This is a genomic window from Streptomyces sp. CA-146814 (assembly GCF_050942385.1).
GTDB lineage: Bacteria > Actinomycetota > Actinomycetes > Streptomycetales > Streptomycetaceae > Streptomyces.
On sequence record NZ_CP192068.1, the window covers coordinates 2251571 to 2265178 of the forward strand.

General features: G+C 70.4%; 9 protein-coding genes. 5 read left to right on the plus strand and 4 right to left on the minus strand.

The genetic code is table 11. The features are described 5' to 3' along the window. Nucleotides 1–33 precede the first annotated feature (33 nt). Both ACQP09_RS10000 and ACQP09_RS10005 read right to left on the minus strand, forming a co-directional pair. On the minus strand, nucleotides 34–381 hold the full coding sequence (locus tag ACQP09_RS10000; RefSeq protein WP_433397691.1) for a VOC family protein: 348 nt from the start codon (nucleotides 379–381) through the stop codon (nucleotides 34–36). 82 nt (nucleotides 382–463) lie between these two features. Beyond that, a complete protein-coding gene (locus tag ACQP09_RS10005; protein WP_433397693.1) occupies nucleotides 464–1114 on the minus strand; it encodes a mycothiol-dependent nitroreductase Rv2466c family protein in 651 nt (216 codons plus the stop codon). Nucleotides 1115–1283: 169 nt separating this feature from the next. On the opposite strand from ACQP09_RS10005, the gene pepN (ACQP09_RS10010) reads away from it, so the two are divergent. The 4 genes from pepN (ACQP09_RS10010) (at nucleotide 1284) to ACQP09_RS10025 (ending at nucleotide 10048) form a co-directional block, all read left to right on the plus strand. Beyond that, nucleotides 1284–3875, plus strand: a complete 2592-nt coding sequence (pepN, locus tag ACQP09_RS10010; protein WP_433397695.1) for an aminopeptidase N — start codon at nucleotides 1284–1286, stop codon at nucleotides 3873–3875. A 212-nt stretch (nucleotides 3876–4087) separates the two neighbouring features. Continuing rightward, nucleotides 4088–5185: a hypothetical protein gene (locus tag ACQP09_RS10015; protein ID WP_433397697.1), complete on the plus strand. Its 1098-nt coding sequence runs from the start codon at nucleotides 4088–4090 to the stop codon at nucleotides 5183–5185. Between the two features lie 251 nt (nucleotides 5186–5436). Continuing rightward, nucleotides 5437–8745, plus strand: a complete 3309-nt coding sequence (locus tag ACQP09_RS10020; protein WP_433397698.1) for a S8 family serine peptidase — start codon at nucleotides 5437–5439, stop codon at nucleotides 8743–8745. A gap of 274 nt (nucleotides 8746–9019) precedes the next feature. Then, a complete protein-coding gene (locus ACQP09_RS10025) occupies nucleotides 9020–10048 on the plus strand; it encodes an aspartate-semialdehyde dehydrogenase (RefSeq protein WP_433397700.1) in 1029 nt (342 codons plus the stop codon). 85 nt (nucleotides 10049–10133) lie between these two features. Here the strand turns inward: ACQP09_RS10025 and ACQP09_RS10030 are convergent, their stop codons facing one another. Continuing rightward, complete coding sequence (locus ACQP09_RS10030; protein ID WP_433397702.1) at nucleotides 10134–10481, minus strand: type II toxin-antitoxin system PemK/MazF family toxin; 348 nt, start codon at nucleotides 10479–10481, stop codon at nucleotides 10134–10136. Further along, entirely contained in the window at nucleotides 10474–10698 is a 225-nt protein-coding gene (locus tag ACQP09_RS10035) for a ribbon-helix-helix domain-containing protein (protein ID WP_015608544.1), read from the minus strand. The genes ACQP09_RS10030 and ACQP09_RS10035 overlap by 8 nt, the downstream gene beginning before the upstream one ends. A 103-nt stretch (nucleotides 10699–10801) precedes the next feature. Here ACQP09_RS10035 and pepN (ACQP09_RS10040) point away from each other — a divergent pair, with 103 nt between their 5' ends. After that, nucleotides 10802–13378 carry an aminopeptidase N gene (gene pepN, locus ACQP09_RS10040; RefSeq protein WP_433397704.1) on the plus strand — a complete coding sequence of 859 codons (2577 nt, stop codon included), beginning with the start codon at nucleotides 10802–10804 and terminating at the stop codon, nucleotides 13376–13378. Nucleotides 13379–13608: the final 230 nt, after the last annotated feature.

Below are 13608 nucleotides of genomic sequence, written 5' to 3' on the forward strand. Positions count from 1 at the left end.
AGGGCAAGGGGTGGACCCGGAGGGCCCCTCAGGTCACTGGGTGCCCTCGTCGGCCACACAGAACTCGTTGCCCTGCGGATCCTGCAGGACGTTCCAGACCAGGCCGTGCATGGAGTGCTCGCCGATCACCGTCGCCCCGAGCCCCACCAGGCGCTCCACGTCCGCCGGGCGGTCGGGGGAGGCGAAGTCGACGTGCACCCGGTTCTTGACGGACTTGGGCTCGGGCACCCGCTGGAAGCCGAGGACCAGCGGGGTGGCGGGGACCATGACGAACTCGCCGTAGTCCCGCGTGCCCTCCACTCCCAGCGCCGTGGCCCACCAGGCGGCGAGCGTCTGCGGGTCGGGACAGTCGATCGTGATCATCTCCGGTGAGATTCGCATGGTCCTCACCGTACGGTCCGCCACTGACAACGGGCCGGGAGCACGCGCGTGCTCCCGGCCCGACCAGGCAGAAGGCCCGGTCTCAGTCGAAGATCGGGCCCTGCGTGCGGGTCCGCTTGAGCTCGTAGAAGCCGGGGATGGAGGCGACGAGCAGCGTGCCGTCCCAGAGCTTCGCCGCGTCCTCGCCCTTGGGGGCGGGGGTGACGACGGGGCCGAAGAAGGCGACCTGCTCGCCGTCGGCGCCGGGCACGGCGACGACCGGGGTGCCGACCTCCTGGCCGACCTTGTCGATGCCCTCCTGGTGGGAGGCGCGCAGCTCGGTGTCGTACGTGTCCTTGTCGGCGTACTCCACCAGGTCCTCGGGCAGGCCGACGTCCTTGAGGGCGCCGACGATCGCCTCGCGGGTGGGGCCCTCGTCGTTGTTGTGGAAGCGGGTGCCGAGCGCCGTGTAGAGGGGGCCGACGACCTCGTCGCCGTGGAGCTGCTGCGCGGCGATGACGACCCGGACCGGGCCCCACGCCTGGGTCGCCAGCATCTCGCGGTACTCCTCGGCGATCTCGTCCAGCTTGTCCTCGTTGAGGACGGCGAGGCTCATCACGTGCCAGCGGACCTCGATGTCGCGGACCTTCTCGACCTCCAGGATCCAGCGCGAGGTCATCCACGCCCACGGGCAGAGCGGGTCGAACCAGAAGTCGGCCGGGGTCTTGCCGTTCGCGGGGGTGCTCTGGGACATCTCTCTCCTCAAGGAATGGCCTGGTGCTGCTGTGGTCCAGAACACTCCCTCAAGGCCCTCCATTCCCGGACCGGCCGCTGCCGGCCGACCGGATACCGGCCGCCACGGACGCGTGCAAGGATCAATAGGTTCGAACACGACACATGACGCGCGTCACGAAGGAGTGCCCGTGCCCGGTGAAAACCTGTCCCGCGACGAGGCCCAGAAGAGGGCCGAGCTGCTGACCGTCGACGGTTACGAGGTCGAGCTCGACCTGCGTTCCGCCGTCGACGGGCCCGAGGGGGCCGACGGGGGCGGGGGGCCGGTCACGTTCCGGTCGCTCACCACGATCCGGTTCCGCTCCGCCCGGGCCGGCGCCTCGACCTTCGCCGACCTGGTGGCGCCGGGTGTGGACGCCGTGACGCTGAACGGGAAGGCGCTCGACCCGGCCGCTGTGTTCGACGGCGCCCGGGTGGCGCTGGACGGGCTCCTGGAGGGCGAGAACGTCCTGGTGGTCGACGCCCGGTGCGCGTACAGCAGGACCGGCGAGGGCATGCACCGCTTCGTCGATCCGGAGGACGGCGAGGTCTACCTCTACACGCAGTACGAACCGGCCGACGCCCGCCGGGTCTTCGCCAACTTCGAACAGCCGGACCTCAAGGCTCCCTACCGCTTCCAGGTGACCGCGCCGGACGGCTGGCGGGTCTGGTCCAACGGGGCCGAGGAGTCGCACGAGGGCGGGGTGTGGCGGTTCGCGGAGACCAAGCCGATCTCCACCTACATCACGGCCGTCGTCGCCGGTCCGTACCACTACGTGACCGACCACTACAGCCGTACGTTCGACGACGGCACCACCCTGGAGATCCCGCTCGGTGCGATGTGCCGCAAGGGGCTCGCCAAGCACTTCGACGCGGACGACGTCTTCCTGGTCACCAAGCAGGGCCTGGACTTCTTCCACAACAACTTCGACTACCCGTACCCCTTCGGGAAGTACGACCAGGCCTTCGTGCCGGAGTACAACCTCGGGGCGATGGAGAACCCGGGCATGGTCACCTTCCGCGAGGAGTACATCTTCCGCGGCAAGGTCACCTCGGCCGCCTACGAGCGGCGCGCCAACGTCATCCTGCACGAGATGGCGCACATGTGGTTCGGCGACCTGGTCACCATGGAGTGGTGGGACGACCTGTGGCTGAAGGAGTCCTTCGCGGACTTCATGGGCTCCTTCTCGATGGTGGAGGCGACCCGCTTCACCAACGGCTGGATCACCTTCGCCAACAACCGCAAGGCGTGGGCCTACCGCGCCGACCAGCTGCCCTCCACCCACCCGATCACGGCCGACATCCGTGACCTGGAGGACGCCAAGCTGAACTTCGACGGCATCACGTACGCCAAGGGCGCCTCCGTACTGAAGCAGCTCGTCGCGTACGTGGGGCGGGAGGCGTTCCTGGAGGGGGCGCGGCGCTACTTCAAGCAGCACGCCTACGGCAACACTCGTCTCGGTGACCTTCTTTCGGTGCTGGCGGAGACCTCCGGCCGCGATATGACGGCCTGGTCGCGCTCCTGGCTGCAGACGGCCGGTGTCAACGTGCTGACCCCCGTCGCGGCGTACGACGAGGCCGGCGCGTTGACGGAACTCACCGTCGTACAGGAGGCCGCTCCGTCCCATCCGGAGCTGCGCCCGCACCGGGTCGCGGTCGGCCTGTACCGGCGTACGCCGGAGGGCGAGCTGACGCGGTACGCGCGGGCCGAGGTGGACGTGGCCGGCGAGCGCACGGTGGTGAAGGAGCTGGCCGGGGCGGAGCGGCCCGATCTGATCCTGGTCAACGACGACGACCTCACGTACTGCAAGGTCCGCTTCGACGAGGGGTCCCTGGCGACCCTCCGCGACCACCTGGGCGCCATCACCGACCCGCTGGCCCGTGCCCTGTGCTGGTCGGCGCTGTGGAACCTGACCCGGGACGCCCTGCTGCCCGCCCGCGACTTCGTCGCGCTGGTGCTGGCGCACGCCGGGCGCGAGAGCGACATCGGCGTCCTGCAGATGCTGCACGCCTGGGCGCAGTCGGCGCTGGTGAACTACGCCGCCCCCGGCTGGCGCGAGGAGGGCGGCCGGGCGCTGGCCGAGGGCGCGCTGCGCGAGCTGCGGGAAGCCGAGCCGGGCAGCCAGCACCAGCTGACATGGGCCCGCTTCTTCGCGGCCGTGGCGGGCTCCGAGGCGGACTTCCAGCTGCTCGGCGGGCTCCTGGAGGGCACGGCCCGGATCGACGGCCTGGAGGTCGACCAGGAGCTGCGCTGGGCCTTCCTCTCGCCGCTCGCCTCGCACGGCGTGGCGAACGAGGCGGCGATCGACGCCGAACTGGCCCGGGACGACACGGCGTCCGGCAAGCGCCACCACGTACGGTGCCTGGCCTCGCGCCCCTCGGAGGCGGTCAAGGCGCAGGCGTGGGCGGCGGTCGTCGAGTCGGACAAGCTCTCCAACGCGCTGGTCGAGGCGACGATCGCGGGCTTCGAGCAGCCCTCGCAGCGGGAGCTGCTGGCGCCGTACGCGGACCGCTACTTCGCGGCGATCGAGCGGGTCTGGGCGGAGCGGTCCATCCAGATCGGCATGCATGTGGTGAAGGGCCTCTTCCCGGCCCTCCAGGACAGCCCGGAGACCCTGGCGGCGACCGACGCCTGGCTGACCGGTCACGAGGACGCCGCTCCGGCGCTGCGCCGACTGGTCCTGGAGGCCCGCGACGACCTGGCGCGGGTGCTGCGCGGCCAGGAGCGCGACGCGCGAGCGTAAGAGAGGGCGGTTCAGGGGGCGCGCGGTCAGGAGGTGCGCGCGGCGCGAAAGTGGCGCTCGCACATCTGACCGGACGCGCCCCCTGGCCAATTCCGGCGCAACCGCCCTTTTCGGTTGTCGAACATCCTTACTTTAGGGCGGCGTTGTCCGGAATTGTCGACGGCTCTGTAACAGGGGTTAAGGGACCCTGAGTTGGCGGGAAATCATCGCCCATGACCCAGAACACCCCGCTCTCCCCCCTGTCCTCGCGCCTCCCCCGCCCCCCGCACCACCTCCAGGACGTCACGCACCGCGTCCTCTCCGCCGCCCAGCTCCGCGCACGCGGCGTCTCCGCCGCGCAGACGTCCGCGCACTGCCTGCCCGGCGGCCCCTGGCAGCACCTGCTCCCCGGCGTCTATCTGCTCCACCCGGGCCCGCCCGGCGGCCGGGAGCGGCTGCACGGCGCCCTGTTGTACGCCGGCCGCCCGCCGGTCTCCTCCCGGCGTACGCCCCCGGAGCCCACGGACCCGGGGTTCGGCGAGGCGATGGTGACCGGGCTCGCGGCGCTCGCGCTGCACGGCTTCGCCGCGGCGCCGGAGCTGGAGGCGCTGCACCGGATCGACGTCCTGGTGCCGCGCACCCGGCGGCTGCGCTCGTCCCGGTTCGTGGAGGTGGTGCGGGCCACCGCCGCGCTGCCCGAGCCGGTGCTGCTGGCCGGAGTGCCCGTCGCCCCGGTGGAGCGGGCGCTGGCGGACGCGGTGGCGGGGCTGACCGAGGCGGCGGAGGTGACCCGGCTGCTGACCGAGGCCGTCCGGGCCGGGCACAGCGAACCGGCCGCCGTGGTGCGGGAGCTGAGCGTGGCCGGGGTGCTGGGGCGGCCGGCGGTGGTGGGTGCGGTGGACGCGCTGCTGGCCGCGGGACGGGCGGCGGCGGAGGAGCGGCTGTACGCGATGGTGCGCGAGCACGGGCTGCCGGAGCCGCTGTGGAACGTGGAGCTGCGGCTGCCAGGCGGGCCGGAGCTGGGCGGGGTCGACGCGTACTGGCCGGATCTCGCCGTCGCCGTCGAACTGGACACGCGCGCGCCGCGGTTCGGTGCGCCGGAGAAGGGGTGGCGCGGCGGGAACCGGGGGCCGGGGCGTGCGGAGGACCCGCAGTGGTCCGCGTACGCCGCCAAGCGGGAGCGGCTGGAGCGGCTCGGGGTCACGGTCGTCCACCTCACCCCGAGAAAGCTGTGCGAGGCGGCGGAACAGCAGGCCACGGTGGTGCGTACGGCACTGATGGCGGCGGACGACCGGGAGCCGGCGTCGTATCTGGTGGTGCTGCCGCGGTGATCGCTGCGCGAGGTGCCGCCGGTGCCACTGGTCCGGACCACCCGGGCCGTGGTCCGGACCGCAGAGGCGGAATGATCAATTCCAGCAGACACTTTCGCCTCATTCATCCCGCGTGACGCATCGTCCCCGGTGGCGGATCTATGCCATGTACCTGTCTCGTCTCCGTCAACTCTCCACAAAGCCCTGTCATTTACGACAGGCTGAGCGGTCATCCGGTACCGAATTCCGGACTCTCTCTTTCAATTACAGGGATGCTGATGACCAAGGAATCCCCCAGCTCCATACCCGGGACGAGACGAGCCGTGCGCATAGCGGCCGCCGCCGGCCTGGCTGCCGCCCTCGCGGCCTCCAGCGCCGCACCGGTGTTCGCCGTCGACGACCCGGCACCGGCACCCGTCAAACCGGCCGCCACGAGCGACCGGGGCGACAAGCTCGGCAAGGCCGACGCCGAAGTTCTGGCGAAGGCCGAAGCCAAGGGCGAGAAGAACGTCACGATGATGATCGCCACCACCCCGGGGGCGACCGAGCAGGTCACCGAGCAGCTGGACGCCGTCAAGGGCTCCGTGCTCGGCCAGACCTACGACAAGCTCGGCTACGTCCGGGCGACGGTGCCGACCGGCACCGCCGAGGCCACCATCGAGGCGGCCTCCAAGCTGAAGTCCGTCCTCGGCATCGATCTCAAGCAGGAGATCAAGCTGGACGACCCGACGCCCTCGGGCGACCGGGCCGCGGGGGCCAAGCAGCTGAAGGCCACGGGCAGTTACCCGGCGCCGGGCAAGAACACCCCGGCCGCCAACCCGTACAACCCCTCCTTCGAGACGGGTGCGGTCGAGTTCGTCGAGAAGAACCCGACGGCCGACGGCCGCGGGATCACCATCGGTGTCCTGGACTCCGGTGTCGACCTCGGCCACCCGGCGCTGAAGAAGACCACCACCGGCGAGCGCAAGATCGTCGACTGGGTCACCGCCACCGACCCGGTGAACGACGGCGACGGCACCTGGCTGCAGATGTCGCAGACCGTCACCGGCCCGACGTTCACGTCCGGCGGCAAGACCTACTCGGCTCCGGCGGGCAGCTACAAGTTCACCACCTTCGCCGAGTCGGCCACCACCGGCGGCGACATGGCGGGCGACCTCAACCGCGACGGTGACACCACCGACGTCTGGGGCGTGCTGTACGACCCGGTCAAGGGCACCGTCCGGGTGGACCTGAACGAGAACGCGGACTTCTCCGACGACACGGCCCTCAAGCCGTACAAGGACAAGTTCCAGGTCGCGTACTTCGGTGAGGACAACCCGGCCACCAAGGTCGTCGAGCGCATCCCGTTCGTCGTCGAGACCCGCAAGAACGTGGTCTACAACGCGGCGGGCGCCAAGGCCGACTACGTCAACATCGGCGTGATCGAGGGCTCGCACGGCACGCACGTCGCGGGCATCACCGCGGCCAACGGCCTGTTCGGCGGCAAGATGAACGGCGCGGCGCCCGGCGCCAAGGTCGTCTCCTCGCGCGCCTGCACCTGGTCCGGCGGCTGCACCAACATCGCGCTGACCGAGGGCATGATCGACCTCGTCGTCAACCGCGGTGTCGACATCGTCAACATGTCGATCGGCGGCCTGCCGCCGCTGAACGACGGCAACAACGCCCGCGCCGAGCTCTACAAGCGCCTCGTCGACATCTACGGCGTCCAGCTCGTCATCTCGGCCGGCAACAGCGGCCCGGGCCTCAACACCATCGGTGACCCGGCCCTGGCCGACCACGTCATCTCGGTGGGCGCGTCGATCTCCAAGGAGACCTGGGCCGCGAACTACGGCTCCAACGTCACCAAGAAGTACGACCTGCTCCCCTTCTCCTCGCGCGGTCCGCGTGAGGACGGCGGCTTCACGCCGACCATCTCGGCCCCGGGTGCGGCGATCAACACCACGCAGACCTGGTCCGAGGGCGGTCCGGTCAAGGAGGCGGGCTACGCCCTGCCGCCCGGCTACTCGATGCTCCAGGGCACCTCGATGGCCTCGCCGCAGGCCGCCGGTGCGGCGGCCCTGCTGCTCTCCGCCGCGAAGCAGAAGGACCTGGAGCTGCCCCCGGCCGACCTCCGCGTGGCGCTGACCAGCTCGGCGACCCACGTCAAGGACGTGCCCGCGCACGCCCAGGGTTCCGGTCTGATCGACATCGTCGGTGCCTGGAAGCTCATCACCAAGAAGGGCAACCCGGCGCACGAGTACAAGGTGAAGGCCCCGGTCGACACCGCGATCGACTTCGCGCTCAAGGACCCGGGCTTCGGCACCGGCCTCTACGACCGTGAGGGCGGCCTGAAGGCCGGCGAGACGAAGGTCTACGAGATCACCGTCACCCGCACCACCGGTCCGGACCGCAACGTCCAGCACAAGCTGTCGTGGAAGAACAACGACGGCACCTTCAAGCTGAGCAGCCCCGAGTACGTCTCGCTGCCGCTCGACACCCCGGTGAAGCTGAAGGTCACGGCGAAGGCCAAGGCCGCGGGCGTGCACAGCGCCATCCTGGAGCTGGACGACAAGAAGACCAAGGGGATCGACCACCAGGTCCTCTCCACGGTCGTCGTGGCCAACGAGCTGAGCCACCCCGGTTACGCGTTCAAGTCGTCGAACTCGGTGCAGCGCAACGGCACCACCTCGTACTTCTTCAACGTGCCGCAGGGCGCCAAGACCCTTGAGGTCGCCCTCAGCGCGCTGCGCTCGGGCAGCCAGACCCGGTTCATCGCCCTGCACCCGTACGGGACGCCGGTCGACCCGACCTCCACGGTCAACTGCTATCCGAACTACGAGAACCCGGCCAACACCTGCCGTCCGGACGTGCGGTCCTACAAGGACCCGTTCCCCGGCGTGTGGGAGATCGAGGTCGAGTCGCGCCGTACGTCGCCGCTGCTGGACAACCCGTTCAAGCTGGACGTCTCGATCCTCGGCGCCACCTTCGACCCGGCGGTGCAGACCATCGCCGAGGCGAAGATCGGCGCTCCGGCCGCGGTGAACTGGAAGGTCACCAACGGCGCGGCGGCTCTTGCGGGCAAGCTCAAGGGCGGCTCGCTGGGCTCGGCCAAGGTCGACAAGCCGTCGATCTCCACGGGCCAGACCCGTCAGACCACGGTCACCATCGGTGCGGGCGTCGAGAAGCTCGACTTCGCCATCGGCGGTACGTCGGACGCCAACGCCGACCTCGACCTGTACGTCTTCCGGGGCGCCACCCAGGTCGGCAGCGGCACGACGGCCGGCTCCGAGGAGAAGGTCAGCCTGGCCAACCCGGCCGCCGGTACGTACACGGTCATCGTCGAGGGCTACTCGGTTCCGTCCGGGTCGACCACGTACGACTACCGCGACGTGTACTACGCGGCCTCGCTCGGCACCCTGAAGGTCGACACGTCGAAGACCTACACCCTGGCGAACGGCGCTTCGGCGCAGGTCGGCGCGGAGGTCGTGGTCGCCGGTGCGGCTCCCGAGGGGCGCCAGTTCTTCGGTGAGGTCCAGCTGGTCAACGCGCGCGGCACCGCCGCGGGCACCGGCAGCGTCGTGATCGAGAAGGTCACGCCGTAACGGACACCGCACGAACAGCAGCGGGGCGGGCGCTCTCCACGAGCACCCGCCCCGCTGTGCGTGTTCCTCTGTGTGTTCCTCGTCACGGGCGGCGGCCCGGACCGCAGATGTTCCCCTTGGCGCGTACGGCCGATGCAGATTCTGCGGCCCTCGCGCGGAGAGTCCGCAGGTCGGACAATGGATTGGACAAGCCGGGCCGGGTCATACGCATGATGGAGCGGCAAACGGGCCGCGCGCACGTACAGCCCACGTGCTCACGTACAGAGGAGTCCCAGTGAAGGTCGGAATCGTCGGCGCCACCGGTCAGGTCGGCACAGTCATGCTCAGGATCCTGGCCGAGCGGGACTTCCCCGTCGACGAGCTGCGGCTCTTCGCCTCCGCCCGCTCCGCGGGCTCCACGATCGACTTCAAGGGCGCGCCCGTCACCGTCGAGGACGCCTCCACCGCCGACTACACCGGCCTGGACATCGTGCTCTTCTCCGCCGGCGGCGCGACCTCCAAGGCGCTGGCCGAGAAGGTCGCCTCCCAGGGCGCCGTGGTGATCGACAACTCCTCCGCCTGGCGCAAGGACCCCGAGGTCCCGCTGGTCGTCTCCGAGGTCAACCCGCACGCCGCCCGCGTACGGCCCAAGGGGATCATCGCCAACCCGAACTGCACCACGATGGCCGCGATGCCCGTGCTGCGCCCGCTGCACGCCGAGGCCGGCCTCGAAGCGCTGACCGTTGCCACCTACCAGGCGGTCTCCGGCTCCGGTGTGGCCGGCGTCGCCGAGCTGCACGGCCAGGCGTCCAAGGTCGTCGCCGACGCCGAGAAGCTGGCCCACGACGGCGAGGCCGTGGACTTCCCCGAGCCGGTCGTCTACAAGCGCCCGATCGCCTTCAACGTGCTGCCGCTGGCCGGCTCGATCGTGGACGACGGCTCGTTCGAGACGGACGAGGAGCAGAAGCTCCGCAACGAGTCCCGCAAGATCCTGGAGATCCCGGAGCTGAAGGTCTCCGGCACCTGCGTCCGCGTCCCGGTCTTCTCCGGCCACTCGCTCCAGATCAACGCCCGCTTCGCCCGCCCGATCGGCGTCGAGCGCGCCTACGAGCTGCTGAAGGACGCCGAGGGCGTCGAGCTCTCCGAGATCCCGACCCCGCTCCAGGCGGCCGGCAAGGACGCCTCCTTCGTGGGCCGCATCCGGGTCGACGAGACGATCGACAACGGCCTCGCGCTCTTCGTCTCCAACGACAACCTCCGCAAGGGCGCCGCGCTGAACGCCGTCCAGATCGCGGAGCTGGTGGCGGCCGAGCTGAAGGGCTGACGCGCGAGCCTTGTATGCGCACGCGTAACGGAAGGGGCGGCCACCGGAGTGCACCGGTGGCCGCCCCTTCGTGTGCGTAGAGGGTTCAGAGCGCGAGGTGCCGGCGGAGAGCCCTGTCGATCTCCGCCATGCGCTGGCGGGGCACCTCGCCGATGCGCTTCAGGACCCGGTCCGGGGCGACCGCCCGGATCTGTTCGCACTGGACCTTGGAGTCCTGCGGGAGGTGGCTCTCCTCCGCCGCGAGAAGGACCTGGAAGCTGAGGATCCGCGAGGTGTTCGAGCTCAGGGGCACCACCGCGACGACGCCCCTGCCGGACAGCTCGACCGATCGGTTGGCGGCGTTGTTGGAAACGATGACGGCCGGACGCACCTTGTTGGCTTCGCTCCCCCGCGCGGGCTCCAGGTCCACGAGGTGGATGTCGCCCCTACGCATCCGTGAGCCCGTCGGCCACCGTGCGGTCCCACAGAGCGGCGTCCTCGCTCGCGTCCCATTCCTGGAACGCCTCGGTGTACTCCGCCTCCAGGCCTGCGGTACGCAGCAGCTCGATGGCGGCGTGTATGACAGCGGACCGGGAATCGGCGTCGGTCTTCGCCGCGTACTCGTCGACGAAGGCGACATCCTCCTGAGGAAGACTGACACTGATCTTCATACCAACCATGCTACCCCGGTAGGAAAGCAGGCGCTACCCGTCGTCCGGCAGGGCCGGACGTGGAAGGATGATCCGAAACGTCACCATCGAAGGAGATGACCGCGTGCCTGGCACGAATCTGACCCGCGAAGAGGCACAGGAGCGGGCGCGCCTGCTGACCGTGGACGCGTACGAGATCGATCTCGACCTCTCCGGAGCGCAGGAGGGCGGCACCTACCGGTCCGTGACCACCGTGCGCTTCGACTCCGCGGAGGCGGGTGCGGAGACCTTCGTCGACCTGGTCGCCCCCGCCGTCCACGAGGCCGTGCTCAACGGCGAGGCTCTGGACGTCGCCGCCGTGTTCCGCGACTCCCGGATCGCCCTGGCCGGCCTGCGCGAGGGGGCCAACGAGCTGAAGGTCGTCGCGGACTGCGCGTACACCAACAGCGGTGAGGGGCTGCACCGGTTCGTCGACCCGGTCGACGAGCAGGCCTACCTCTACACCCAGTTCGAGGTGCCGGACGCCCGCCGCGTCTTCGCCTCGTTCGAGCAGCCGGACCTGAAAGCGACCTTCCGGTTCACCGTGAAGGCCCCGTCCGGCTGGACGGTCATCTCGAACTCGCCGACGCCGGAGCCGAAGGACGACGTCTGGACGTTCGAGCCGACGCCGCGCATCTCCACGTACATCACGGCGCTCATCGTCGGCCCGTACCACTCGGTGCACAGCAGCTACGAGAAGGACGGCCGGTCCGTCCCGCTCGGCATCTACTGCCGCCCCTCGCTCGCCGAGTACCTGGACGCGGAGGACCTCTTCGCCGTCACCCGGCAGGGCTTCGCCTGGTTCGAGGAGAAGTTCGACTACGCGTACCCGTTCGCCAAGTACGACCAGCTCTTCGTCCCGGAGTTCAACGCGGGCGCGATGGAGAACGCGGGCGCGGTCACCATCCGCGACCAGTACGTCTTCCGCTCGAAGGTGACGGACGCGGCGTACGAGGTGCGGGCCGAGACGATCCTGCACGAGCTGGCCCACATGTGGTTCGGCGACCTCGTCACGATGGAGTGGTGGAACGACCTCTGGCTCAACGAGTCGTTCGCCACCTTCACCTCGATCGCCTGCCAGGCGGACGCCGAGGGCTCGAAGTGGCCGCACTCCTGGACCACGTTCGCCAACTCCATGAAGACCTGGGCGTACCGGCAGGACCAGCTGCCCTCCACGCACCCGATCATGGCGGACATCGGGGACCTGGACGACGTCATCGTCAACTTCGACGGCATCACGTACGCCAAGGGCGCGTCCGTCCTCAAGCAGCTCGTGGCGTACGTCGGCGAGGACGCGTTCTTCCAGGGCGTGCAGGCGTACTTCAAGGCGCACGCCTTCGGCAACACGCGCCTGTCCGACCTGCTGGGCGCGCTGGAGAAGACCTCCGGCCGTGACCTGAAGGCCTGGTCGAAGGCGTGGCTGGAGACGGCCGGGATCAACATCCTGCGCCCGGAGATCGAGACCGACGAGAACGGTCACGTCACCTCCTTCACCGTCCTCCAGGAGGCTCCGGCGCTGCCCGCCGGCGCCAAGGGCGAGCCGACGCTGCGCCCGCACCGGATCGCGGTCGGCTGCTACGACCTCGACGGCAGCGGCAAGCTCGTCCGGACCGACCGGATCGAGCTGGACGTCGACGGCGAGCGCACCACCGTGCCGTTCCCGGAGAACACCGCCCGTCCGGCCGTCATCCTCCTCAACGACGACGACCTCTCGTACGCGAAGGTCCGTCTCGACGAGGAGTCGCTGCGGGTCGTCACCGAGCACCTCGGCGACTTCGCCGAGTCGCTGCCGCGCGCCCTGTGCTGGGCGTCCGCCTGGGACATGACGCGGGACGGCGAGCTGGCGACCCGGGACTACCTCTCGCTGGTGCTCTCGGGCATCGGCAAGGAGTCGGACATCGGCGTCGTCCAGTCGCTGCACCGCCAGCTGAAGACGGCCCTGGACCTGTACTCCGCGCCGGAGGCCCGCGAGGCCGCGCTCAACCAGTGGACGGAGGCGACGCTGGCGCACCTGCGCGCGGCGGAGCCGGGCAGCGACCACCAGCTGGCGTGGGCCCGTGCCTTCGCGGCGACGGCCCGCAACCCGCAGCAGCTGGACCTGCTCCAGTCGCTGCTGGACGGCACGGAGTCGATCGAGGGCCTGACCGTCGACACCGAGCTGCGCTGGTCGTTCGTGCAGCGGCTGGCGGCCGTCGGCCTGCTGGACGAGGAGGAGATCGCCGCCGAGTACGAGCGCGACCGGACGGCGGCGGGCGAGCGCCACGCGGCCTTCGCACGGGCCTCGCAGCCCTCGGAGGAGGCCAAGGCGCAGGCGTGGGCCTCGGTCGTGGAGGCCGACAAGCTGCCCAACGCGGTCCAGGAGGCGGTCATCGGCGGCTTCGTCCAGCCGGACCAACGCGAGCTGCTCGCTCCGTACACGGAGAAGTTCTTCGCCGCGGTGAAGGACGTCTGGGACTCGCGCAGCCACGAGATGGCCCAGCAGGTCGCGGTCGGCCTCTACCCGACGCTCCAGGTCTCCCAGGAGACGCTGGACGCCACCGACGCGTGGCTGGCCTCGGCCGAGCCGAGCGCGGCCCTGCGCCGGCTGATGTCGGAATCGCGGGCGGGCGTGGAGCGGGCCCTGAAGGCCCAGGCGGCGGACGCGGCGGCGGCCACCGCGTAGTCCCTTCCGGTACGCGCCCGGGGGCGCTCTCTCCGCTGCGGTGGAGGGGGCGCCCCCCCGGCGTACGCCGGGGGGCGCCCCCTTGGCGTACGCCGGTGTGCTCCGGCTCTTGTGCCGCCTTGCCGTGCGCCCGCGCGTCTGCCGTACGCCCGCGCGCGAGGTGGTCTCCCGTGGCCTACGGTCCGAAGGGTCGTCGCAAGAGCTTCGGTCGCAGGCCACGGGAGGGTTCG

Coding starts and splice junctions, on each gene's coding strand:
- ACQP09_RS10000 (WP_433397691.1), bottom strand. CDS start 381: ATGCGAATCTCACCGGAGATGATCACGATCGACTGTCCCGACCCGCAG.
- ACQP09_RS10005 (WP_433397693.1), bottom strand. CDS start 1,114: ATGTCCCAGAGCACCCCCGCGAACGGCAAGACCCCGGCCGACTTCTGG.
- ACQP09_RS10015 (WP_433397697.1), top strand. CDS start 4,088: ATGACCCAGAACACCCCGCTCTCCCCCCTGTCCTCGCGCCTCCCCCGC.
- ACQP09_RS10020 (WP_433397698.1), top strand. CDS start 5,437: ATGCTGATGACCAAGGAATCCCCCAGCTCCATACCCGGGACGAGACGA.
- ACQP09_RS10030 (WP_433397702.1), bottom strand. CDS start 10,481: ATGCGTAGGGGCGACATCCACCTCGTGGACCTGGAGCCCGCGCGGGGG.
- ACQP09_RS10035 (WP_015608544.1), bottom strand. CDS start 10,698: ATGAAGATCAGTGTCAGTCTTCCTCAGGAGGATGTCGCCTTCGTCGAC.